Origin of the sequence: Pseudomonas sp. MF6767, from assembly GCF_016405475.1 — a bacterium.
GTDB classification, from domain to species: domain Bacteria; phylum Pseudomonadota; class Gammaproteobacteria; order Pseudomonadales; family Pseudomonadaceae; genus Aquipseudomonas; species Aquipseudomonas paracarnis.
Genome location: NZ_JAEKCY010000013.1, coordinates 143,645 through 166,493 on the forward strand (window position 1 = coordinate 143,645; position 22,849 = coordinate 166,493).

The following is a 22,849-nucleotide window of genomic DNA, read 5'->3' on the forward strand; positions in this document are numbered from 1 at the left end:
GTTCGCGCCCTCTTTTATATCCCCATGTGTTGTTCGCCCACCATGACCAAACGTGAAGCTCCAATCTATAAGGTGATTTTCCTCAACCAGGGCCAGGTGTTCGAAATGTACGCCAAGCAGATCTATCAAAGTGATCTGTGGGGCTTCCTGGAGGTGGAAGAGTTCGTCTTTGGCGAGCGCACCCAGTTGGTGGTCGATCCGGGCGAAGAAAAGCTCAAGGCCCAGTTCGAAGGGGTAGTGCGCAGCTTTGTGCCCATGCATTCGATTGTGCGCATCGATGAAGTCGAGCGCTTGGGGACGCCGAAGATCAGTGAAGCTCGGGGCATGAGCAATGTGATGCCGTTTCCGATGCCGATGCCTGAGAAGTAGGGCTTTAGACCGAGGGGGGGTCTATCGCAGGCAAGCCAGCTCCCACACTCGACCGCGTTTCAATGCTGGAATGCAGTCACTGTGGGAGCTGGCTTGCCTGCGATAGCGATGTAAGGTCTACAAAAAATCAGGGAAGGGGTGAGAACGGCGAACGCCCATCAGCACTCTGCAATTCCTGCAGGTAGTTGCGGAAAATCTGCCCCAGCACCTGGGTTGCCACTTCCAGTTCATCGCGCTGCATGTGCTCGGCGACTTCGTCGGCAGTGTCCAGTGCGTCTTCGGCGCCGTTGACCGCGGCCATTTTCAGCACGATGTACGCCTGGACGTTGTTGGCCGGCACGCCTTCGCCTTTGAAGAACATGTTGCCCAACTGGTATTGCGCCTGGGCGTGGCCCTGCAACGAGGCTTTCTCGAAGTAGCTCAACGCTTTGTTGAGGTCAACGGCCGGGTTCTTGCTGTCGTGGTAGTACTCGCCCAACTCGTATTGTGCTTGCGCATCCCCTTCCTCGGCCTGTTTCTGGCACGCGCTCAGGGCTTCGGCCTGGCTCTCTGGCTGGGTATTGAGGGTGCAACGACCCATCGCTGGGATTAACAACGAGTTGCCGCCGGCCTGGGCATGTGCCAGTAGCGGTTGAAGGAGCAACAGGCAGCCCAGAACCAGGGTGCGGCCGGTGCGTTTCATGGGAATCGACTTACCTCTGACGGGGCGCGCGGACCCTCGAGGGAGTCCAATAAGCGCGCATTATGAAATAAGCAGGCCTCTGCTTACAAAGTCTTTACTCGTTTTTCTGCTGCTTGGGCAAGTTATCTGCCGGATTGCAGGGCAATTCTCGAAAAAACCAGGAATTCTCTGTAAGCAAAGTAGCAAATCTGACGCTGCCAGGGGCAACGCCAGAGGTTGCCGTCACTTATTTCAGGGCCGCGAACGCGCGCTCGGCAGCATCCAGCGTCAATTTCAGTTCGGCTTCGCCATGGGCGATCGAAGTGAAGCCGGCTTCAAAGGCGCTCGGTGCCAGGTATACGCCGCCTTCGAGCATCAGGTGGAAGAAGCGCTTGAACAGCTCGGCATCGCTGCCCATCACGTCATCGAAGGTGACGATATCGTCGGCGCCGCTGAAGTACAGGCCGAACATGCCACCGGCCTGGGTGGTCACAAACGGGATGCCGGCGGCGTCGGCGCGTTGTTGCAGACCGTCGAGCAGGCGCGTGGTGTAGTCGGTCAGCTCGGCGTGGAAGCCCGGGCGGCTGATCAGGCGCAGGGTGGTCAGGCCGGCGGCCATGGCCAGCGGGTTACCCGACAAGGTGCCTGCCTGGTATACCGGGCCGAGCGGGGCGATGTGTTGCATGATCTCGCGCTTGCCGCCGAAGCAGCCTACCGGCATGCCGCCGCCGATGATCTTGCCGAAGGTGCTCAGGTCTGGCGTGACGCCGTAGTAAGCCTGGGCGCCACCGAGGGCGACCCGGAAACCGGTCATCACTTCGTCAAAAATCAGCACCACGCCATGCTTGTCGCACTGCTCGCGCAGGCCCTCAAGGAAACCCGGGGCCGGTGGAACGCAGTTCATGTTGCCGGCGACTGGCTCGACGATGATGCAGGCAACGTCCTGGCCGACTTCGCTGAGCATCTGCTCGACGGCCGCGATGTCGTTGAACGGCAAGGTCAGGGTGTGCTTGGCGAACGCCGCAGGTACGCCAGCGGAATTGGGAACGCCCTGGGTCAGCGCGCCGGAGCCGGCTTTCACCAGCAGGCTGTCGGAGTGGCCGTGGTAGCAGCCTTCGAATTTGATGATGTTGTCGCGGCCGGTGAAACCACGGGCCAGGCGGATCGCGCTCATGGTGGCTTCGGTGCCGGAGCTGACCATGCGCACCATTTCCATCGACGGCACGATCGAGCAGACCAGGTCGGCCATCTCGGTTTCCATCGCGGTCGGGGCGCCGTAGGACAAGCCGTGCTGCAGTTGCTGGCGCACCGCGTCCAGCACGTCCGGATGGCTGTGGCCGAGGATCATCGGGCCCCAGGAGCCGACATAGTCGACATAGCGCTTGTCGTCTTCATCGGTGACGTAGGCGCCTTCGGCATGCTTGAAGAACAACGGCGTGCCGCCCACGCTCTTGAACGCACGCACGGGGGAGTTCACACCGCCGGGGATGTGTTTCTGGGCGTTGGCAAACAGGGTTTCGGAACGGGACATGATCGGGCTCTCTAAACTGAAGATTTAAGAAGATGGTTGAACGCACGGGCGCGGCGAGTGACTTCCTGGGTGCTGTCGGCACCGAACAGGCCATGGACCACGGCGAGCAGGTCGGCCCCGTGGGCCACCAGCGGCTCGGCGTTTTCCAGGGTGACGCCGCCGATCACGCAGATCGGCAGGTGCAGGCGCTTGCGGGCCTGGGTCAGCATGTCAACGGTGGCGGCAGGTGCGCCGGGTTTGGTCGTGGAATTGAAGAAGCGGCCGAAGGCGACGTAGCTGGCGCCTTCTTTGGCGGCCTGTTCGGCCAGTTCGATCTGGCTGTGACAGGTGGCGCCGATGATCGCCTTGGCGCCGAGCAATGCCCGGGCCGAGGTCAGCGGGCCGTCGGTCTGGCCCAGATGTACGCCGACGCCCAGTCGCGCGGCCAGTTCGGCATCGTCGTTGATGATCAATTGGGTCTTGTAGCGTGAGCACAGTTCGTACAGCTTTTCGGCTTCACGCAGGCGCCGTGCCTCGTCGCTGCTTTTGTCGCGGTACTGCAACAGGGTGACGCCACCGTCCAGCGCCGCCTCGACGTAGGCGAGGAATTTGCCGGCCAACAGCTGGCTGTCGGTAATGGCGTAAAGGCCGCGTAGTTTCATCGGGCAAACCCCTTGCTGACGAGCGATAAGTTACGAGCAGAAATCCAGCGGCAATCGACGCGGCACGAACTGGCCCTGGCCGAGTTGTTCGGCATCACGCAGGGTACGCCACGTGTAGTTGAGAGCCGTTTGCACGGCGCTGGCCAAACCTTCGCCTTGGGCAATGCGCCCGGCCAGCGCACTGGCCAAGGTGCAACCCGAGCCGTGATAACTGCCGGGCAAGCGCTGGCAGGTAAAGGTCTGGCGCGTGCCGTCGCGGCTGTACAGGCGATTGTGCACTTCGTGCTCATCGCCATGGCCGCCGGTGATGAGCAGGTGCTTGATGTACGGCAGCAGCTTCTCGGCGCAGTCGTCGGCGCTGCCGTCGGGCAGTTCCGCGAGGATGCGCGCTTCTGGCAGGTTGGGGGTGGCGATCAATGACAGGGGCAGCAGCCGCTCGCGCATCGCATAACCGACCTCGTCCTTGCCCAGGCTACCGCCGCCGCCGGCGCGCAGCACCGGGTCGCAGACCACCGGCAAATGCGGGTGCGCCTGCAGCAGTTCGACCACGGTGTCGACCATCGCAGTGGAGCCGAGCATGCCCAGCTTGACCGACGCGACTTCAGAGTCGCCGAGCACGGCATTGGCCTGGGCCAGTACCCACTCACGGTCAAGCACGCGGAAATCACTGACATTGACGGTGTTCTGCACGGTCAGCGCGGTGACGGCCGGGGCCGCGTGGCAACCCTGGGCGAGCAGGGCTTCGATATCTGCCTGCAGGCCGGCGCCACCACTGGGGTCGTGGCCGGAGAGACAGAGGACAACGGGGCGAGAACTGTAGATATTCATGGTGCGCGAGCTTACCACCAAACGCTTTTTGCGTGGCTGCCTGGCGATGGCAGAAGTTTGCTGTTGCAGCGTCGCTTTGCGTGGCCGAACGCTGCAACGCAGCGGTCTGAAAGCATTGCGCTAGAGCTGTTCTAAAAAAACAGTTCCTGCAGTGGCTAATGGCTTTTACTGGCTATGCTAAAGTGCATCCCAATAACTTACTGTATCGCCGGTGTACGTCTTCTCAAAAGGAATGGGGGGCTTTTGACACAACCGGACCAGGCTACGCTGGGGCTCTATGCGCTATTTGCTGATGTTTATATTGTGCGGGCTACCGATGCTCGCCGGCGCTGTCGAGTTCAACCAGGACACGCGCAGCCTCCCGTTGGGCCGGGTCATGCAAGTGCTCGAAGACCCAACCGATGCCCTCACCATCGCCGATGTCAGTTCCCCCGCCTATGCCGCCCAATTCAAGACCCACGACAAAGACACGCTCAATGCCGGCTATTCACGCTCGGTGTTCTGGCTGAAGGTCAACCTGCACTACACCGCCAAAGATCCCCGCGCACCACGCACCTGGTTTCTGGAACTGGCCTACCCGCCGCTCAATCGCCTGGACCTCTACCAGAACGACGGCACCGGCCACTACCGCCTCACCGCCCGCACCGGCAGCGCATTGCCGTTTTCCAGCCGTGAGGTGAGCCAGAGCAACTACCTGTTCAAGCTCAGCTTCTTGCCCGACCAGCAACAAACCGTCTACCTGCGCTTGCAAAGCCAAGGCTCGATCCAGGCACCGCTGACGTTGTGGGCGGGCACCGCCTACATGGAAGAGCAACCGTTGCGTTTGTACGTGCTCGGCGCCATCTACGGTGTGTTGCTGGGCATGCTGATCTACAACCTGTTCATCTACCTGAGCGTACGCGACACCAGCTACCTCTATTACATCTTCTATATCGCTTCGTTCGGCTTGTATCAGCTGTCGGTCAATGGCGTTGCGGTGGAGTACTTCTGGCCGAACAACCCCTGGTGGGCGAATGCGGCGGTTCCCTTCCTGATCGGCTCGGCGGCTTTGTTCGGCAGCCTGTTCGCGCGCAGTTTCCTGCACACCGCGCAGCACAGCCGCTGGCTCAACCGCATCCTGCTGGCGCTGGCGGCCTGTGGCGGGTTGGTGATGGCACTGGCGCTGTTGACCAGTTACGCCGTGGCCCTGCGCCTGGCCACTGCGCTGGCGCTGGTGTTTACCGTGACCATCTTCGTGGCGGCCATCAAGGCCTGGTATTGCGGGCAGCGCATGGCGCGTTATTTCATCATCGCCTGGTCGGCCTTCCTGCTCGGCGGGGTGATCAATACCCTGATGGTGCTGGGTTATCTGCCTAACGTGTTCCTGACCATGTATGCCAGCCAGCTCGGCTCAGCCATTGAAGTGGCGCTGTTGTCCCTGGCCCTGGCCGACCGCATCAACGGCATGCGCGAACAGCAGGCGCAGATTCTCCTCGATGCCAGCCAGAAGCTGGAAGCGCTCAACCAGCAACTGGCCCGCAGCAATCGCCTCAAAGACGAATTTCTCGCCACCCTGACCCACGAATTGCGCACGCCGATGAACGGTGTGATCGGCTCTTTGGAACTGATGCAAACCGTGCCTTTGGACGATGACCTGACGCAGTACCAGCAAACCGCCGCCGGCTCGGCGCGGGACATGATGCGCATGGTCAACGGCATCCTCACCCTCACCGAGTTGCAGGCCGGTCGCCTGGTGGCCCAGCCGCAAGTGTTCAGCCTGCGTGGCGAGCTCGATACCTTGCGCCAGCAGTTCACCGGCAGCGCCCAGGCCAAGGGCCTGGCGTTCTCCATTGACGTCGCGGATGAGCTGCCAGACCGGCTCATCGGCGATGCCCAAAAGTTGCGTCAGTGCCTGGATTGCCTGCTCGACAATGCGTTCAAATTCACCCACGTCGGCGCGGTTCGTTTGCGTGTGGTGGGCGTGCCGCAAGGGGATGGGGCCTTGCACTTGAGCTTTATCGTCACCGACACCGGTATCGGCTTTGCCTTTCTCGATGAGGCCACGTTGTATCAGCGTTTCTTTCAGTTGGACGGCTCGATGACGCGTGAATACGGCGGCCTGGGCATTGGCCTGGCGATTTGCCGGCAGTTGATCGAACTGCTGGGCGGGCGCCTGACCCATCATTCGGAGCCCCGTAAAGGCAGCCGCTTCCAGTTGGAAATGGACGTCAGCGCGGTGCCGCAGCAGGTGACGCCGGCCGCGCAGGCTTTGCCTGCACAGCGTGCGCCTCAGGAATGCACGGTGCTGTTGGTGGACGACAACAGCGTGGGCCAGTTGGCGGTGCGTGGCATGTTGCTCAAGCTCGGTTACCGGGTCAAAACCGTAGACAGCGGCCCGGCGGCGCTCGCTGCATTGCAGGGGCACAGCTTCGACGCCGTGCTGCTGGATGTGCCAGAGGGTGGCTTTTCGTTGTGCTGCCAGATTCGTGCATTGCCCGGCTGTGGTGAATTGCCGGTGATCGCCCTGAGTGCTTCGCCCAATGGGCCGGAGCGTGAGCGCTGCCATGGCATTGGCATGACGGACCGACTGGCCAAACCGGTGCGTTTCGACGCCTTGCAGGCGGCGCTTGAGCGCAGCGTGCTGTGTGCGGATGAGGGTGAAAGCGCCGAGCATTCGGCACGTATGCCACTTTTTTAAGCGCGGTGGCGATGCTTAACTGAAAAAACCGGCCTCAATCGATCCGTGTTTTTTGTAGAAGCGAGCTTGCTCGCGAAGAACGTCAACGATAACGCGCCCCGCCTGGGTTAGCGCGTTGCTCTCAGGTTTTTCGCGAGCAAGCTCGCTCCTACAGGCAGCCTGAGATCGATGCGGCCTTTTTCCAGGAGGCCCGTCATGAACCTGCATCAGTTTGCCGAAACCCACGACGTCACCAACCAGCCACCGTCCCTGGACGGCACTAACCTGTATCGCATCGACTTGCCTTTGCAGGAATGGTCACGCCGCTTCGGCGCCGGTTGGGCCCAAGCGCGCATTGATGCATACGGTGCGCTGGCCGGTGGGCCGTTGATGGCAGCCGGGTTCCTGGCCAACCAGAATAAACCGGTGTTCAGCAGCCATGACCGTTATGGTCATCGTATCGACCTGGTGGAGTTTCACCCGGCTTATCACGAGTTGATGCGCACCGCCGTCGAGCATGGCCTGCCGTCGTTGCCGTGGGCCCACCCGCAGCCTGGCGCCCATGTGGCGCGTGCGGCGATGACCTACCTGCATAGCCAGGCCGAAGCCGGCAGCGGCTGCCCGCTGACCATGACCTTCGCCTGCGTCCCGGCCCTGCGCCTGCAACCGGAGCTGGCGGACCTCTGGCTGCCTAAAGTACTCAATACCCACTACGACCCACGCAATGTCGGCATCGCCCACAAGGCCGGCGCCACTATCGGGATGGCCATGACCGAGAAGCAGGGCGGCACCGACGTACGCGCCAACACCACTCGCGCTTACCCCGTAGGCGCGGGTGGCCCCGGCCAAGCCTACGAACTGGTGGGGCATAAGTGGTTCTGCTCGGCACCGATGTGCGATGGCTTCCTGACCCTGGCCCAGACCGACAAGGGCCTGACCTGTTTCCTGCTGCCCCGGCACCGACCGGACGACACGCGCAACGAGTTCTACATCCAGCGCTTGAAGAACAAACTCGGCAACTGCTCCAACGCGTCCAGCGAAGTGGAGTTTCGCGGCGCCCTGGCCTGGATGGTCGGTGAAGAAGGCCGCGGCGTTCCAACCATTATCGAAATGGTTGCCATGACACGCTTCGATTGCATGGTCGGCTCCAGCGCCTTGATGCGCCAGGCGCTGACCCAGGCCAGCCATCACTGCGCCCATCGCCAGGTGGGTGGCCGCGTGCTCAGCGAGCAGCCGCTGATGCAGAACGTGCTGGCCGACCTGGCCCTGGAAAGCGAAGCGGCCCTGGCCTTGAGCCTGCGCATGGGGCGCGCCCTGGATCATCTTGATGATACACATGAAGCCAAGTTCGCCCGGCTGGTCACGGCGGTGGGCAAGTATTGGATCTGCAAGCGAGCGCCGGCGATGATCAACGAAGCCGCCGAATGCATGGGCGGCGCCGGGTACGTGGAAGACAGCATCCTGCCGCGTCTTTACCGTGAGGCACCGGTTAACTCCACGTGGGAAGGCTCTGGCAATGTGCAATGCCTGGACGTGCTGCGTGCGTTGTCCAAAGAGCCGGGTGTGCTGGAGGTGTTGTTTGTGGAGCTGGGGGATGGCCATGGCGACAAACAGCTGGCGCGGCATATCGAGCAGTTGAAGGCGGCGTTCATGGACACCCAGGATATCCAGTATCGGGCACGGCAACTGACCGAGGACATTGCCCTGGCGTTGCAGGCCAAGTTGCTGTTGGAGGCGGGTAATGCGGCGGTGAGCGACGGGTTTATCGCCAGTCGGTTGGGTGAGTCGTCGGGGCGGGTATATGGCACCTTGCCGCGTGGGGTGGATGTGCAAGCTATTGTCGCCCGCTCAACCCCACAATCCCTCTGAATAAACACAGTCAAATGTGGGAGCTGGCTTGCCTGCGATAGCGGTGGTCCAGCCAGCAATTATGTGGCTGATAGACCGCTATCGCAGGCAAGCCAGCTCCCACCTATCAAAGCATTCCACTTCCGGTGTTTCGGTGAGGCCTGGATACAGGCAAGATAAAGGCCTGCAAGTCAGAACACAGGATGCTTACCGTGACCGAAGCTTTTGTTGTCGTTAAAACCGCCGAAGAAGCCGTGGACCGGCTGGCGGCGCTGCATGAGCGTGCGACTGGCGCGCTCAACCAAGCGCTCAAGCAATACCTCAAGGACCGCGTCGAACCCGACGCCGCTCAACGCGCACTGTTTCGCTACCCGGAACTGCGCCTGACCTACCACTGCCACGGCGAAGTCCCACAGACCACTCGGGCGTATGCCAAGGTGCAACTGCCGGGTACCTACAGCGTCACCGTGACCCACCCGGCCGCGTTCCGTAAGTACCTGCTGGAGCAACTGGTGCCGCTGATGCACGACTTCACCGTGACCGTGGAAGTGGGCGTCAGCCAGCAGAACATCCCGTACCCCTATGTGGTGGAGCAGGGTGATGAACTGGCCGGCTCCGGCGTCACCGCCGCGACCCTGGCTCGTGTATTCCCCAGTACCGACCTGTCCGCCGCCACCGACGGCATTGCCGATGGCCTGTACGACTGGGAAAACACCGACCCGCTGCCCCTGGCCCTGTTTGATGCCGCCCGCGTGGACTTTTCCCTGCGTCGCCTTGTGCATTACACCGGCAGCGACTGGCGCCATGTGCAGCCGTGGATCTTGCTGACCAACTACCACCGCTACGTGGACCAGTTCATCCTGCATGGCCTGGAGCAACTGCGCAGCGACCCGCGGTTTATCCGTATGGTGCTGCCCGGCAACGTGGTGATCGACAAGAGCATGGACCACGGCGAAGCCTCGGCCATTGCCGCCGGCGTGGTCTGGCACCGCTACCAGATGCCGGCGTATCACCTGCAGGCCACTGACGGCCACGGCGTGACCTTGGTGAACATCGGCGTAGGCCCGTCCAACGCCAAGAACATCACCGACCACCTGGCCGTACTACGCCCGCATTGCTGGCTGATGATCGGCCACTGCGGCGGCCTGCGCCAATCCCAGACCATCGGCGACTACGTACTGGCCCACGCCTATATGCGCCGCGACGGGATTCTCGACCGCGTGGTACCGCCGAACATCCCCATCCCGGCCCTGGCCGAAGTGCAGCTGGCGCTTCAGCAAGCTGCGGCGAAAGTCACTGGCGAAAAAGGCGAAGAGCTGAAAAAACGCCTGCGCACCGGTACCGTGCTGACCTATGACGACCGGAACTGGGAACTGCGCTGGGCCCAGGAGCGGCCGTTGATCAACCTGTCCCGTGCCGTGGCCGTGGACATGGAAAGCGGCACCATCGCCGCCCAGGGTTACCGTTTGCGCGTGCCTTACGGCACCTTGTTGTGCGTATCGGACAAACCCTTGCACAGCGAGATCAAGCTGCCGGGTTCGGCCAACGCGTTCTATGAGCGTGCGGTCAGCCAGCACTTGAAGATCGGCATCGAGGCGGTCGACCTGTTGCGCACCGAACTCAACTCGTTGCACTCGCGCAAACTGCGCAGCTTCGACGAACCGCCGTTCCGCTAAGCGGTTGGGATGGTCATTTGGCGGTCAGGCCACTAGCATTGTCGGTCCTGACCGTTAGATGTTCCTTTGCCATGTCCCGTCCTACCCGTCCCGATTCGCGCCGCCCTGGCGTGAAACCTTCGCAGCCTGTTCGACGTGTCGCCAAGGCGCCACCGGCCGAGCCGAAGCTGATCCTGTTCAACAAGCCGTTCGATGTGCTGACCCAGTTCAGCGACGAAGGCGGGCGCGCGACGCTCAAGGATTTTATCGATATTCCCGGTATTTACCCGGCGGGGCGCCTGGACCGTGACAGCGAAGGCTTGCTGCTGTTGACCAACGATGGCCAGCTTCAGGCGCGCATCGCCGATCCCAAGCACAAATTGGCGAAAACCTACTGGGTGCAAGTGGAAGGTGAGCCGACTGAAGAACAGCTGCAACGTCTGCGCGATGGTGTCGAGCTGAACGATGGCATGACCTTGCCTGCCGAGGCTCGGCAACTGGATGAACCGGCGTTATGGCCGCGCAACCCGCCGGTACGCTTTCGCAAAAGCGTGCCGACGCATTGGCTGGAGTTGGTGATTCGTGAAGGACGCAACCGTCAGGTACGGCGCATGACCGCAGCAGTGGGCCTGCCGACGCTGCGCCTGGTGCGCGTGCGCATTGGCGACTGGTCTATCGACGGCCTGGATCAAGGCCAATGGAAGGCGGTGCCGGCGCGCTTATAAGGCGCCGGATTCAATCAGGCCGATCACCACGCTCTTGATGATGAACGCTGCCACACCAAGGCCCAACACGAAAAACAGGATGAACGAACCAAAGCGCCCGGCCTTGGATTTCTTCGCCAGGTCCCAGACGATGAAGCCCATGAAAATGATGAGGATAGTGACCAGGCCGGTCATCATCCATTCTTCAAACAGGGCGGGGTCGATGTTGTTCATGGGGCTCTTCCGACAAGACAAGCGAGCAGTATACGGCAGCGTCACAGACGCAACATTGACCTGAGTCCTGCACGGTCAAACTGTGGGGGGCCTGATGCCATTGTAGGAGCCAGCTTGCTCGCGAAAAACTCACAGACGCCGCGTTCATTCAGGAGGCACGGGTTATCGTTAACGTTTTTCGCGAGCAAGCTCGCTCCTACAGCTGAGCATCGTTGTTCTCAGGTGCGCAGGTGGGTCAGAGGCAGTTCGGTGCTGTTCAATACCTGGTTGAGCACAAAGCTGGACCGCACGCTGGTCACCCCTTCAATCCGGGTCAGATGCCCCAGAAGCAATTTCTGATAGTGATCCATGTCCGGCACTACCACCTTCAACTGGTAGTCCGCATCCATCCCGGTCACCAAACTGCACTCCAGCACTTGCGGCAGGGTGCGGATGGCGGCTTCGAAATTCTCGAAGCGTTCCGGCGTGTGACGGTCCATGCCGATCAGTACGTAGGCCGTAAGGCTCAGGCCGAGCATCTTGCGGTCGAGCAGGGCGACCTGGCGGGCGATGTAGCCGTCGTCCTCCAATTGCTTGACCCGGCGTGAGCAGGGCGAAGGCGACAGGCCGATGCGTTCGGCCAGCTCCTGGTTGGAGATCCTCGCGTCGCGCTGCAATTCCGCCAGAATACTCAGGTCGTATCGGTCAAGCTTGCTCATTGGGTTGGCCTTTGTCGTAACTATTGCGGTGAATTATCTATGAAGGGTTAAAAATTGCGCAAGCACTGTTTATTGACGCAATCTTCGCAATCCTCTGCCCGCCTGGCACGCCTATGATTACCAACAGAATCACCGCCTGGACAACAGTCCACAGCAGCGCGCCCAATCAGGCCCGTTGCGGCCGCCGCCCCAGCAGGGTTGAGCCGGCCTCCAGGCTGCACACTGTCCACAAGACGGCGTGAGGTGAGCCAACGTCAAAAGCGTTGAGCACGGACGAAATTCTCAAGGGGTGGCCGACGGGTCACCCCTTTTTCTTTGTGCGCGTTTTGCCTTCAGAAAATAGTTCTCGTGACTGATAACCTGTCTCAGAACCGGGCGAGGCTTTTCCAGTCTCATGATCAAGCCCCAATCCGCAGTGAGGAAAAGCATGAAGCGCATCTGGCGTATGGCAGGTGTTGGTTTGCTGGTGGTCAGCGTCGGCTCCCAGGCGATGGCCGACGAACGCGATAACTCACCGGGCCAGGGGCAACGGCCTGAGCACAATCAGCCACGCCCACAAAACCCGCAGGGTGATCGTGGCGGCGAGCACGAGGGTGGCCAATGGCAAGGTCGGCCTCAAGGTCATGAGCCGGGGCGACCAGCACCGCAACCGCAACCCTCCAATAACCTGCCGATCCAGGGCCGGCCCGATACCGTGCGCCAGACCCAGGAGCCGCGCCAGGGTTATTACCGTGATATTCCCAGACGCCCCGATGACAACCGGCATTGGGAGGCCGGCGGCCCCGGTTCGCGTCCGAGTAACGATCGCCCCGGTGATAACCGCTGGCCAGGCCGCCCCGACGGGCATGGCAATGGCTGGGGCCCAGGCCCGCAGCATCGCCCTGGATATGTCATCGACCGTTTCCCCGATCGCAATTACCGCGTGCCTTACCGTGGCCAGGACTACTTTTTCTCCGGCGGCTACTGGTATCGCCCCCAAGGCCCACGCTACGTAGTGGTGACGCCGCCCTATGGCATTCGCGTGCATTACCTGCCGGACTACGCACGTGAAGTGTGGGTAGGCGGCTCGCTGTTGTTCCTCGCCGCAGGCGCCTATTACGCCTACGAGCAAAGCACCCAGCAATACGTGGTGGTACAACCACCGACGCAGGTGCCATCACCTCCGCCTACGCCTCAAGGCAACGGCTATGACGTGGTGGCTTACCCGGCCAACGGCCAATCGCCAGCCCAGGTACAGCAGGACGGCTACGACTGTTATCGCTGGGCGGTGCAACAAAGTGGCTTCGACCCGCGCACCGTTACCTACGCCCCGGACCCTGCGGTGGTACAAACTTACCGCCAGGCCCAGGGCAACTGCCTGGGCAGTCGTGGATATCAGGTGCAGTACTAGGTTTTGTTGCCGGTGACCACTTCCCGCGGGTCGGCATGCACCAGCACTTCGGCCTTCGGATATTCCCGGTGGATGGCATCGGCGGCCTGGTCGCTGATGCCGTGGGCCACCGACAGCGTTAACTCGCCCGGCAACTCCAGGTGCAACTGCACAAACCAGTGGTTGCCGGAAACCCGCGTACGCAAGTCGTGGGCACCCAGCACGCCGGGTACGCCCCGGGCCAGTTCCAGCATGTGCTGGCTGACGTCTGGCGGTAACTCTTCATCCATCAGCACCGCAAAGCTTTCCCGGGCGATCTGGATCGCGCTCCACAGAATGTAAGCGGCGATTCCCAGGCCGAACCAGGCGTCGACCTGATGAAAGCCAAAGCCTGCCAACACCAGCGCAATCAGGATGCTGCCATTGAGCAGCAAGTCTGAGCGGTAATGCAGCGAGTCGGCGCGCACCGCATTGGAGCCGGTCTCGCGCACCACGCGGTGTTGCAGCACCAGCAGAGCCACGGTCAGCGCCAGGGACAAGATAATCACGCCGATACTCAACCACGGTGCGCCAACCGGCTCTGGGTGCTTGAGCCGTTCATACGCCTGGAGCGCAATCAGCACCGCACTGCCGGCGATAAACAAGGCCTGCGCCATCCCCGCCAGCGACTCCGCCTTGCCATGCCCATAACGGTGATCGTCATCGGCCGGGCGCAGGGCGTAATGCACTGCCAGCAAATTCAACAGCGAAGTGACGCCGTCGAGCAGTGAGTCGGTCAGCCCGGCGAGCATGCTCACCGAGCCGCTGAGCCACCAGGCGATGGCCTTGGTCACAATCAACACGCAGGCCACGCCCACCGAGGCGCGGGTGGCCAGGCGCAAGAGCCTTGCGTGTTCGGGGCTGCTGGTCATGAGCTGTCCTTACGCGGCAGGCTGCAGGCCCAGGGCCGCCAGTTGCTGCACGCTGCCCTTGAACTGGATCAGGCGCGGGTCATCCAGCGGCAAGGTGCGGCCGGTTTCCTTCTGGATGATGCTTTGCAGCTTGGCGTTATCGACCGTGCCGTCGGCGCCGATGGCTTCGTGCAGTTTCTCGGGGGCGACCTGGGCGGTCTTGCCCGGTTCGAAGTAAATGGCGCCCGTGGCGAAGTCGACACCGAAGGCGATCAGGCCGGGGATCACATAAAACAGCAGGCCGAGGGCATCGAGTACCGCGATGGTTGGGTCGATCTTGCCGTCGATCTGGCCACGGCGGTCGGGGTAGAAAATCGACCCACAGGCGGTGAGTTGGCTCAGCAGGGTGACGGCGAGGACACCGCCGATGACACGGGAAGCGATACGCATGAAAAAGTCTCCTGAACAGATTTAAGGGTGACTATAAGCCAGATCGGCCAGGCGCCGATGAATCCATGTGGGAGCTGGCTTGCCTGCGATAGCGTCGGCTCGGGGAATACAGTGGCAACTGTCATACCGCTATCGCAGGCAAGCCAGCTCCCACCTTTGACTGCATTCCCAGTCCCAAGAGTGGCTGTTTTTGAGACCCGCATCGGCATCCGGCAGTTCGCCGTTATACTCGCCGCTCTGCTTTGGAGCCAGTATGAATTCGTTGCCGATCGATGATGTTTTACCCGCCTTGCGTGACGCCTTGGCTCATCGCCATGAAGCCGTGCTGGAAGCGCCCCCCGGAGCCGGTAAAACCACCCGCGTGCCCTTGGCTTTGTTGCATGAGCCCTGGCTTGCCGGGCAAACCATCCTGATGCTCGAACCCCGGCGCCTGGCTGCCCGTGCTGCTGCCGAGCGGCTGGCCAGTGAACTGGGTGAAAAGGTCGGTGAGACCGTGGGCTACCGCATTCGCCTGGACAGCAAAGTCGGCCCCAACACGCGCATCGAGGTTGTCACCGAAGGTATCCTCACCCGCCGCCTGCAGGACGATCCGGCGCTGGACGGCGTGGGCTTGTTGATCTTCGACGAATTCCACGAGCGCAGCCTCGACGCCGACCTGGCGCTGGCCTTGAGCCTCAACGGACGCGAGCTGTTTCGCGACGAGCAGCCGCTGAAAATCCTGCTGATGTCCGCCACCCTTGAAGGCGAACGCCTGGCCGGCTTGCTGGATGACGCGCCGATCCTGCGCAGTGACGGGCGCATGTTCCCGGTGCAGATGCGCTGGGGGCGCCCTTACCAGGCCGGCGAGTTTATCGAGCCGCGCGTGGTGCAAACCGTCCTCGAAGCCCTGCATGACGAGGCCGGCAGCGTGCTGGTGTTTTTGCCGGGGCAGGCGGAGATTCGCCGGGTCAACCAGCAACTGGCCGAGGCCCTGGGTGATCGCCCTGACGTGCTGTTATGCCCTCTACATGGCGAGCTGGACCTCAATGCACAGCGCGCCGCCATCGACCCGGCGCCGGCCGGCAAGCGCAAAGTGGTGTTGGCTACCAACATCGCCGAGACCAGCCTGACCATCAACGGCGTACGCGTGGTGATCGACGCCGGGTTGGCTCGGGTGCCGCGTTTCGACCCCGGCAGCGGCATGACCCGCCTCGACACCCAGCGCATCTCCCGCGCCAGCGCCACCCAGCGCGCCGGTCGGGCAGGTCGGTTGGAGCCGGGGGTGTGTTATCGGTTGTGGTCCGAAGACCAGCACGACGGTCTGGCCGCTTATGGCAGCGCGGAAATTCTCGCCGCCGACCTGGCGGGGCTGGCCTTGCAACTGGCCCGTTGGGGCGTGACGCCCAGCCAGTTGGTGTGGCTGGATGCGCCACCCACAGCCGCGTATGCCCAGGCCCAGGATCTGTTGCAACGCCTCGGTGCATTGAACGACGAAAACCTCACCGCCCATGGCCAGAAGATGGCCGAGTTGCCCGCCCACCCGCGTATTGCCCACCTGTTATTGCGTGGCCAAGACCTGGGGCTCGCCGCCACCGCCTGTGACGTGGCGGCGCTGTTGGGCGAGCGCGATATCCTGCGCGGCGGCGGTGCCGATTTGCACAGCCGCCTGGCGCTGATGTCCGGCGAGGAGCGTGCGCGAGGTACCCAGGGTGGCGTGCAGCGCGCCAAGCAACTGGCCCGGCAATACCGTGGCTACCTGCGCGGCAAGGCGACCCAGCCGGTGGACAACCCCGACCACCCGCGCTGGCTCGGCGCCTTGCTGGCACTGGCCTACCCGGACCGCGTCGCCCAGCAACGTCGCCCCGGTGGCGCTGAATACCGCCTGGCCAATGGCCGCGCAGCGCTGTTTGCCGAAGCCGACAGCCTGATGAAACAACCCTGGCTGGTGATCGCCGACCTGGGCAGCCGCCAGGGCCAGCGCGAAGAACGCATCTACCTGGCGGCGGATTTTGATCCGGCACTGTTCGACACGGTGCTGACCGAGCAAGTGCGCAACGTCGACCAACTCGACTGGGACGAGCGCGAAGGCGTCTTGCGTGCCGAGCGCCAACGCAAAGTCGGTGAACTGGTGCTCAGCCGCGAACCCCTGACCGGCCTCGACGAATCCGCCCGCAGCCAGGCGCTGGTCAACCTGGTGCGCCGCAAAGGCCTGGAACTGCTGCCCTGGACCCCGGAACTTCGTCAGTGGCAAGCCCGTGTGATGCTGCTGCGCCAACTGGATGCCGGCAACACCAGCGAGTGGCCCGACCTCAGCGACAAGGCCCTGCTCGCCAGCCTCGAACACTGGCTGATGCCTTATCTGGGCAAGGTCTCGCGCCTCAGCCATTTCGCCAACCTGGATATCTCTAGCTACCTGCACAACCTGCTGCCCTGGCCTTTGCCCCAACGCCTGGAAGAGCTGGCGCCGCAGCATGTGAAAGTGCCGTCGGGGTCATCGGTACGCCTGGACTACAGCGAGCAGCCGCCGATCCTGGCGGTGCGCTTGCAGGAATTGTTCGGGCTGGCAGACACCCCGCGCATTGCCGGCGGACGCCTGGCCGTGAAGTTGCACTTGCTGTCCCCGGCGCGTCGGCCGGTGCAGGTCACGCAGGACCTGGCGAACTTCTGGCGCAGTACCTATGCCGAGGTGAAGAAGGATCTCAAGGGGCGATACCCCAAGCATTATTGGCCGGATGACCCGTTGGTGGCCGAAGCGACGGCCAGGATCAAGCCCAGAAAGCCCTGAGTGTTCAAGTCATTCCCAGTCTTTACGCAGGCTGGGCTCATTACCTGAAGGCTTGGAATCAAGGATTCGGCCGCCAACGATACCCAAGGCTGATGATTTCGTTTTTTCCCAGGATGGATATGTACCCAATGCTCAAGTTCAATGCTCACCTCGGTTTCCAATTCAACGAGTTGCCTTTTCTGCAACGCATCGAAGCCGCCGCCGCTGCCGGTTTCAGGGCAGTGGAGTTCCCGTCACCCTATGAATTCGACGCCAGCCTGCTCGCTGACCATCTGGCCCAATACAACCTGCCGTTGATTCAGTTCGCAGCGCCAGCGGGCGTGACCAAAGGCATCGCTGCCTTGCAGGGCAATGAACAGGAATTTCGCGAGGGGCTGCGCGAGGCGGCCCGCTATGCGAAGGCGCTGAACTGCTCGGATGTGCACATCATGTCGGGCGTGACCACGCCTCAGGATGAGAGCGCGCTTGCCTACACCAATAACCTGGAATACGCGGTCAAGTACCTTGAAGATCGGGGTTTGCGAACGTTGATTGAAGTCATCAGCCCGCAGGCGATGCCTGGCTATTACCTGTCTGACTTCAGCAAGGCCCAGCAGGTGCTGGAAACCTTTACGAGTGTCGGGCTGATTCTGGACCTTTACCATGCCCAGTTGTTGACCGGCGACCCAGCCGGGGTGCTGGCGCAGTTTTACGACAGGACCGTCCATGTACAAATCGCCGACAACCCGGGGCGTCATGAGCCGGGCACCGGGACCATGGACTTTGCTGGCTTGTTCGCGGCGCTGCAGCAGCGTGGCTACCGAGGATGGATCGGCTGTGAATACCGCCCATCCGGCACCACGGTTGCCAGCCTTGAGTGGCTTAAGCCCCTCCTGAAACCCTAGGGGTTATTGCGCGGCAGGCAACAGGAATCGGGCGATCACCGGCAGGTGATTGGAAATACGCAACGTATCTTCCTGGCGCACCTTGGCTTCCACGCGTTTGACGCGCGAGCTGTAGAACAGGTAATCCAGCGTGCGATCCGGGCCATCAAGGCCTGGGTCGTTGGGGAAGTGCGTCAGCCATTTCTCGCGGTCGATGCCACTGGATTGGCTGTTGCTGGGGATCATCGGGTACTTGTCCCACAGCAGATGCAACTCACTGTCCGGCGAATACTGGCCACGCTTTTCTGCGTCCAGGCGCAGGAACTGGCCCAGTGGCAGCAGGTTGAAATCCCCGCCAATCAACCAGGGTGTGCCGCGACCTTCGAGTTTATCCAGCAGTCTTACCGTACTCGTCACTTGCTCCCGCAGGGCACTGCGCCCTGGCGCACCGGCGTCCAGGCGGGTGTTGAGCACCGCCAGTTGGCCTCCGTCGCTCAAGGGCAGATACGTCAGCAGCAGGGCCGGCTTGGGTTGGAACTGCCGGCTGACGAAGTTGGCATCGGCGGTTGGCAGTTGCAGGCGTTCGGCATGTTCGATCTGGTAGCGGCTGAGCGTAGCGAGCTTGCGCCCGACGCTGCCGAAGATATGCAGGCTGGGCACAAAGTCGGCTTTCCAGTCGAAGGCCTGGGCGCTGCACGGGTAGAGGTCGACCAGACGCTCCTGTAACAGCGCAAGCTGGTCCTGATAATGGGAAGGCTTGGCGCCTTCGTCGACTTCCTGCAACAGCAGGATGTCGGGCTGTTCGTCGCGAATCACCCGCGCCACTTCGTCGAGGCTAAAGGCCATGTCTTCGACGGTGGGGCGATCGTCCGGGCCGCTGCCGTCCGGGGTGTCGTACCAGAACACGTAGTTCTTGCCGGCCAGGTATTGCACATTCCAGGTCATGACCTTGAGCGCCTGCCCCGGCAGCAGTGTCGGGGCACGGGGTGCCACGCAGCTGACGGGCAGGGTCTCTTTGTCGGCAGGGCGCCAGGTCAGGCTGTAGATCAGCGCGGCCAGCAGGCCGGCGATGATCAACAGGCTCAACAGGGTTATGCGCAATAAACGGGTCATCGGCTCGGCTTATATGCGTGTCAGAAGAGCCACGGAGCATATCACCGCACGTCGGCGTCGCCACCGATCAGCATGAATAAACGGAACAGCACCACGCTGGTGAACAGTTGCAGGAAGCTGTGGGCGCTGTCCATCAGCAAACCCAGCAACGGCGCGGGTTCAGGGTACGCCGCCACGCTGGCGCCCTTGAGCAGCCACAACGGCGTCATCACGCACAGCAGGCACACCAGGATGCGCCAGAAATGCCCGCGGGTCAGGCGAAAGCTTTCCTTCATCGCCTCCAGGGCGGGCATGCCGCGCAGCACCAGCAGGTATTCGGCAAACGCCAGCACCACCATCAGCCACAAGCCCGGCAGGAAATACAGCGACAGCCCCAACAGAATCAGCAAGGTGCTCATGGCTGTCAGCAGGGCAAAACGCGGCCACAGGCTCAAGGCCATGGCCCACACGTCCTTGGTGCGCGGCGACTCGCCTCGGGTGCGGGCGTCGAGAAACAGGATCAGGGCGCCGGTGTACAGCGGGTACACCAACAAACCTACGACCACGCTGTAGCCGGGAAACGCATCCGGGCCCAGCGTGTGGTCCAGCACCTGTTGCAGCAAGGCTTCGAGGATCACCAATGGCAGGCACAGCTGGACGATGGCGCCCAGGTTGCGCTGGGTAAAGCGGAAGGAGTCGCGCAAAACGTCTAACGGATTCATCAGGGTCATCACAGGCCTGGAAGCAGAGGGCCACACTTTAACCGATCAGGGTCCAAGGGGCGCAAACGTAAACCTTGAGTAAAGACCATTGAAACAACTCGTAACATCCCCATAACTGGAAAGCCCCCAGCCTGATCACAGGCGGGACCGGAATTTTTTATCGGCAATCTAACGAGGTCGCCATGAATAGCGAAGAGCAAACCCTGATCGATGGACTGTTTTCACGGTTGCAGCAAGCCGAAACGGACTCAGCCCCCCGCGACGCCCAGGCCGAAGCGCGGATCAAGGAGCATATGGCTCGCCAACCTGCCGTCGGCTACTACATGACCCAGTCGATTCTGGTACAGGAACATGCGTTGCAGAGTCTTGACGCGCAGAACAAGCAACAGGCCCAGCAGATTCAGCAATTGCAGGACGAGCTGCAACGGGCCAAGGCCACGCAACCTGCGCCGGCCAGCGGTGGTGGGTTCCTGTCGAGCATCTTTGGCGGCGGCTCCCGTGAGCCACAGCCTGCGCCGAGCAACTCAGGTGGCGGCTGGCGTGAACCGGCGCGGCCATCGTTCAACCAGCCAGCGCCCCAGCAGAACTATCAGCCGGCGCAAGCACCGGCAGCCGCGCCAGCCGGCAGTGGCTTCCTCGGTGGTGCCATGAAGACCGCCGCCGGCGTGGCCGGTGGGGTGTTGCTGGCCGAAGGGATCAGCAGCCTGTTCCATCACAACCAGCAACCGCAGGTGGTGGAGGAGATCATCGAACAACCGGCACCGGCCAGTGATTCAGGTAACTGGGGCAACGATGACCAGACGTTTGCCGGCAACGACAGCTGGGGCAGCAATAACGCCGATAGCTTCGCCGACAGCGATTATTCCGACGATTCCTCTTCCTTTGGCGACGACGATTCCTTCGTCTGACACACCAGGCCCGGGGCGCTGCTGCGCTCCGGTCTGATTTTTTCCCGGAAACGCTCCCTTGGCTGGCATACTGGCGCCCTTTCCGGGCGCTGGCGCCTGGCTGTCCATGAGGAAGTGCGGTGAAAAAAATTGCAGTGTTCGCCGATGTGCAAAACCTCTACTACACCGTGCGCCAGGCCTATGGTTGCCACTTCAACTACGCCGCCCTGTGGGCTGACATCAGCGCGCGCGGGCAGATTGTCGAGGCGTACGCCTATGCCATCGACCGCGGCGACAGCAAGCAGCAGCAGTTCCAGCAGATCCTGCGCAACCTGGGCTTCACGGTAAAACTCAAGCCGTATATCCAGCGCAGCGACGGCTCCGCCAAGGGCGACTGGGACGTGGGCATCACGCTGGACATCATGGACGCCGCCGACCATGTCGACGAAGTCGTATTGGCCTCTGGTGACGGTGATTTCGACATGTTGCTCGAACGCATCATCCACAAGCATGGCGTGCGGGCCGTGGCCTACGGCGTGCCGGGGCTGACGGCCAACTCATTGATACGCGCCGCCAGCCACTACGTGCCGATCGAAGGCGCGTTGTTGCTCAAATAGATCGTAGAACGGAGTTGGAACAGGTTTGGAACGTATAGCGGTCATCGACTTTGAAACCACTGGCATCACCCCCAGCAGCCACTGCCGGGCCACGGAGATTGGCGTGGTCATCCTCGAGCGTGGGCAGATCGTGGACCGCTACCAGAGCCTGATGAACGCCGGCGTGCGCGTACCGGCGTTTATCGAACAGCTCACCGGCATCAGCAACGCCATGCTGCGCAGCGCGCCACCGGCTGAACGGGTGATGAACGAAGTCAATGAGTTCGTCGGCACCACGCCCTTGATGGCGCACAACGCCGCGTTCGACCAGAAGTTCTGGGACTTTGAGCTGGGCCTGATCCGCCGCACCCGCCTGCAAAAGTTCGCCTGCTCCCTGCTGCTGGCCCGCCGCCTGATGCCGGCGGCGCCCAACCACAAGCTCGGCACCCTCAACGCCTACGCCAAACTGCCCCACACCGGCCAGGCTCACCGGGCGCTGGCGGATGCGGAAATGGCCGCCAACCTCACAGCGCACCTGGCCCAGGAACTGCGCCAGACTCATGGCTTGCGGGAGCTGTCCCATGACTTGCTGTGTACCTTGCAAAAAGTGCCGGCCGCGAAGATCAATGAGCACCTGAAGAAACATCGCGGGTTTTAAGGCCTGGCGCTGATCGTCCCCACGCTCCGCGTGGGCATGCATCTGGAGACGCTCCGCGTCACGACTTTAAGAATGGACGCAGAGCGCCCAGGGCGGCATTCCCACGCAGAGCGTGGGAACGATCAGCACGATCAGCAAACAGCGCGGGTTCTGATCCGGCTACTGCCTCAAGAACACTGGAGTTCCCATGTGGGCGCTGGCTTGCCTGCGATAGCGGCGTATCAGCCAGCCATTTATTGCTTGACCCTCCGCTATCGCGGGCAAGCCCGGCTCCCACAGGGGTTATGCGTCGTTTGATCGTCCCCACGCTCCGCGTGGGCATGCATCTGGTGACGCTCCGCGTCACGACTTTAAGAGCGGACGCAGAGCGCCCAGGGCGGCATTCCCACGCAGAGCGTGGGAACGATCAGCAAACAGCGCGGGTTCTGATCCGGCTACTGCCTCAAGAACACTGGAGTTCCCATGTGGGCGCTGGCTTGCCTGCGATCGCGGTGTATCAGCCAGCCATTTATTGCCTGACCCTCCGCTATCGCGGGCAAGCCCGGCTCCCACAGGGGTTATGCGTCGTTTGATCGTCCCCACGCTCCGCGTGGGCATGCATCTGGAGACGCTCCGCGTCACGACTTTAAGAGCGGACGCAGAGCGCCCAGGGCGGCATTCCCACGCAGAGCGTGGGAACGATCAGCAAACAGCGCGGGTTCTGATCCGGCTACTGCCTCAAGAACACTGGAGT

At 62.1% G+C, this 22,849-nt stretch carries 21 protein-coding genes; 11 read left to right on the forward strand and 10 right to left on the reverse strand.

What is annotated here, in order from left to right:
* Positions 1-42 precede the first annotated feature (42 nt).
* Positions 43-369, forward strand: coding sequence for a DUF1820 family protein (locus tag JFT58_RS20305; protein WP_003215457.1), 327 nt, complete (start codon positions 43-45; stop codon positions 367-369).
* A gap of 127 nt (positions 370-496) precedes the next feature.
* Here JFT58_RS20305 and JFT58_RS20310 read toward each other — a convergent pair whose 3' ends face one another.
* From JFT58_RS20310 to JFT58_RS20325, 4 genes are all read right to left on the reverse strand, one after another.
* The gene (locus tag JFT58_RS20310) at positions 497-1,051 is read right to left on the reverse strand and encodes a tetratricopeptide repeat protein (protein ID WP_034126914.1); all 555 of its coding nucleotides are present in this window, start codon (positions 1,049-1,051) and stop codon (positions 497-499) included.
* Between the two features lie 226 nt (positions 1,052-1,277).
* A complete protein-coding gene (hemL, locus tag JFT58_RS20315; protein ID WP_032895176.1) occupies positions 1,278-2,561 on the reverse strand; it encodes a glutamate-1-semialdehyde 2,1-aminomutase in 1,284 nt (427 codons plus the stop codon).
* A gap of 11 nt (positions 2,562-2,572) precedes the next feature.
* A complete protein-coding gene (gene thiE, locus JFT58_RS20320) occupies positions 2,573-3,202 on the reverse strand; it encodes a thiamine phosphate synthase (RefSeq protein ID WP_054896184.1) in 630 nt (209 codons plus the stop codon).
* A 30-nt stretch (positions 3,203-3,232) separates the two neighbouring features.
* Positions 3,233-4,030 (reverse strand): hydroxymethylpyrimidine/phosphomethylpyrimidine kinase, encoded by a 798-nt coding sequence (locus tag JFT58_RS20325; protein ID WP_054896183.1) that lies wholly within the window; start codon positions 4,028-4,030, stop codon positions 3,233-3,235.
* Between the two features lie 277 nt (positions 4,031-4,307).
* Between JFT58_RS20325 and JFT58_RS20330 the strand changes: the two genes are divergently transcribed.
* The 4 genes from JFT58_RS20330 (at position 4,308) to JFT58_RS20345 (ending at position 10,914) form a co-directional block, all read left to right on the forward strand.
* Positions 4,308-6,707: a hybrid sensor histidine kinase/response regulator gene (locus JFT58_RS20330; RefSeq protein ID WP_034126918.1), complete on the forward strand. Its 2,400-nt coding sequence runs from the start codon at positions 4,308-4,310 to the stop codon at positions 6,705-6,707.
* A gap of 195 nt (positions 6,708-6,902) precedes the next feature.
* Positions 6,903-8,555, forward strand: coding sequence for an acyl-CoA dehydrogenase family protein (locus tag JFT58_RS20335; RefSeq protein WP_054896182.1), 1,653 nt, complete (start codon positions 6,903-6,905; stop codon positions 8,553-8,555).
* Positions 8,556-8,737: 182 nt separating this feature from the next.
* Positions 8,738-10,210, forward strand: a complete 1,473-nt coding sequence (gene amn / locus JFT58_RS20340) for an AMP nucleosidase (protein WP_153475217.1) — start codon at positions 8,738-8,740, stop codon at positions 10,208-10,210.
* Positions 10,211-10,281: 71 nt separating this feature from the next.
* Complete coding sequence (locus JFT58_RS20345; RefSeq protein WP_005791693.1) at positions 10,282-10,914, forward strand: pseudouridine synthase; 633 nt, start codon at positions 10,282-10,284, stop codon at positions 10,912-10,914.
* Here JFT58_RS20345 and JFT58_RS20350 read toward each other — a convergent pair.
* Together JFT58_RS20350 and JFT58_RS20355 are read right to left on the reverse strand one after the other, a co-directional pair.
* A complete protein-coding gene (locus JFT58_RS20350; RefSeq protein WP_025999909.1) occupies positions 10,909-11,118 on the reverse strand; it encodes a DUF2788 domain-containing protein in 210 nt (69 codons plus the stop codon). The two genes, JFT58_RS20345 and JFT58_RS20350, sit on opposite strands and share 6 nt — an antisense overlap.
* Positions 11,119-11,345: 227 nt before the next feature.
* On the reverse strand, positions 11,346-11,825 hold the full coding sequence (locus tag JFT58_RS20355) for an Lrp/AsnC family transcriptional regulator (RefSeq protein ID WP_003194418.1): 480 nt from the start codon (positions 11,823-11,825) through the stop codon (positions 11,346-11,348).
* 427 nt (positions 11,826-12,252) lie between these two features.
* On the opposite strand from JFT58_RS20355, the gene JFT58_RS20360 reads away from it, so the two are divergent.
* Positions 12,253-13,215, forward strand: a complete 963-nt coding sequence (locus tag JFT58_RS20360; protein WP_054896181.1) for a DUF6515 family protein — start codon at positions 12,253-12,255, stop codon at positions 13,213-13,215.
* Here the strand turns inward: JFT58_RS20360 and JFT58_RS20365 are convergent.
* Both JFT58_RS20365 and JFT58_RS20370 read right to left on the reverse strand, forming a co-directional pair.
* Positions 13,212-14,105, reverse strand: a complete 894-nt coding sequence (locus JFT58_RS20365) for a cation diffusion facilitator family transporter (RefSeq protein ID WP_054896180.1) — start codon at positions 14,103-14,105, stop codon at positions 13,212-13,214. The genes JFT58_RS20360 and JFT58_RS20365 overlap by 4 nt on opposite strands.
* Before the next feature lie 9 nt (positions 14,106-14,114).
* A complete protein-coding gene (locus tag JFT58_RS20370; RefSeq protein WP_003194410.1) occupies positions 14,115-14,534 on the reverse strand; it encodes a hypothetical protein in 420 nt (139 codons plus the stop codon).
* A gap of 253 nt (positions 14,535-14,787) precedes the next feature.
* On the opposite strand from JFT58_RS20370, the gene hrpB reads away from it, so the two are divergent.
* Positions 14,788-17,298 carry an ATP-dependent helicase HrpB gene (gene hrpB / locus JFT58_RS20375; protein WP_054896179.1) on the forward strand — a complete coding sequence of 837 codons (2,511 nt, stop codon included), beginning with the start codon at positions 14,788-14,790 and terminating at the stop codon, positions 17,296-17,298.
* A gap of 128 nt (positions 17,299-17,426) precedes the next feature.
* A complete protein-coding gene (locus JFT58_RS20380) occupies positions 17,427-18,182 on the forward strand; it encodes a hydroxypyruvate isomerase family protein (RefSeq protein ID WP_054896178.1) in 756 nt (251 codons plus the stop codon).
* A gap of 3 nt (positions 18,183-18,185) precedes the next feature.
* On the opposite strand, the gene JFT58_RS20385 is transcribed toward JFT58_RS20380, so the two are convergent.
* Both JFT58_RS20385 and JFT58_RS20390 read right to left on the reverse strand, forming a co-directional pair.
* A complete protein-coding gene (locus tag JFT58_RS20385; protein WP_054896177.1) occupies positions 18,186-19,274 on the reverse strand; it encodes an endonuclease/exonuclease/phosphatase family protein in 1,089 nt (362 codons plus the stop codon).
* Positions 19,275-19,315: 41 nt separating this feature from the next.
* A complete protein-coding gene (locus tag JFT58_RS20390) occupies positions 19,316-19,975 on the reverse strand; it encodes a YciC family protein (protein ID WP_032873246.1) in 660 nt (219 codons plus the stop codon).
* 182 nt (positions 19,976-20,157) lie between these two features.
* On the opposite strand from JFT58_RS20390, the gene JFT58_RS20395 reads away from it, so the two are divergent.
* The 3 genes from JFT58_RS20395 (at position 20,158) to JFT58_RS20405 (ending at position 22,116) form a co-directional block, all read left to right on the forward strand.
* Complete coding sequence (locus JFT58_RS20395) at positions 20,158-20,883, forward strand: DUF2076 domain-containing protein (protein WP_054896176.1); 726 nt, start codon at positions 20,158-20,160, stop codon at positions 20,881-20,883.
* Between the two features lie 119 nt (positions 20,884-21,002).
* Entirely contained in the window at positions 21,003-21,479 is a 477-nt protein-coding gene (locus JFT58_RS20400; RefSeq protein ID WP_003194396.1) for a LabA-like NYN domain-containing protein, read from the forward strand.
* A 25-nt stretch (positions 21,480-21,504) separates the two neighbouring features.
* Positions 21,505-22,116 (forward strand): 3'-5' exonuclease, encoded by a 612-nt coding sequence (locus JFT58_RS20405; RefSeq protein ID WP_054896175.1) that lies wholly within the window; start codon positions 21,505-21,507, stop codon positions 22,114-22,116.
* Positions 22,117-22,849: the final 733 nt, after the last annotated feature.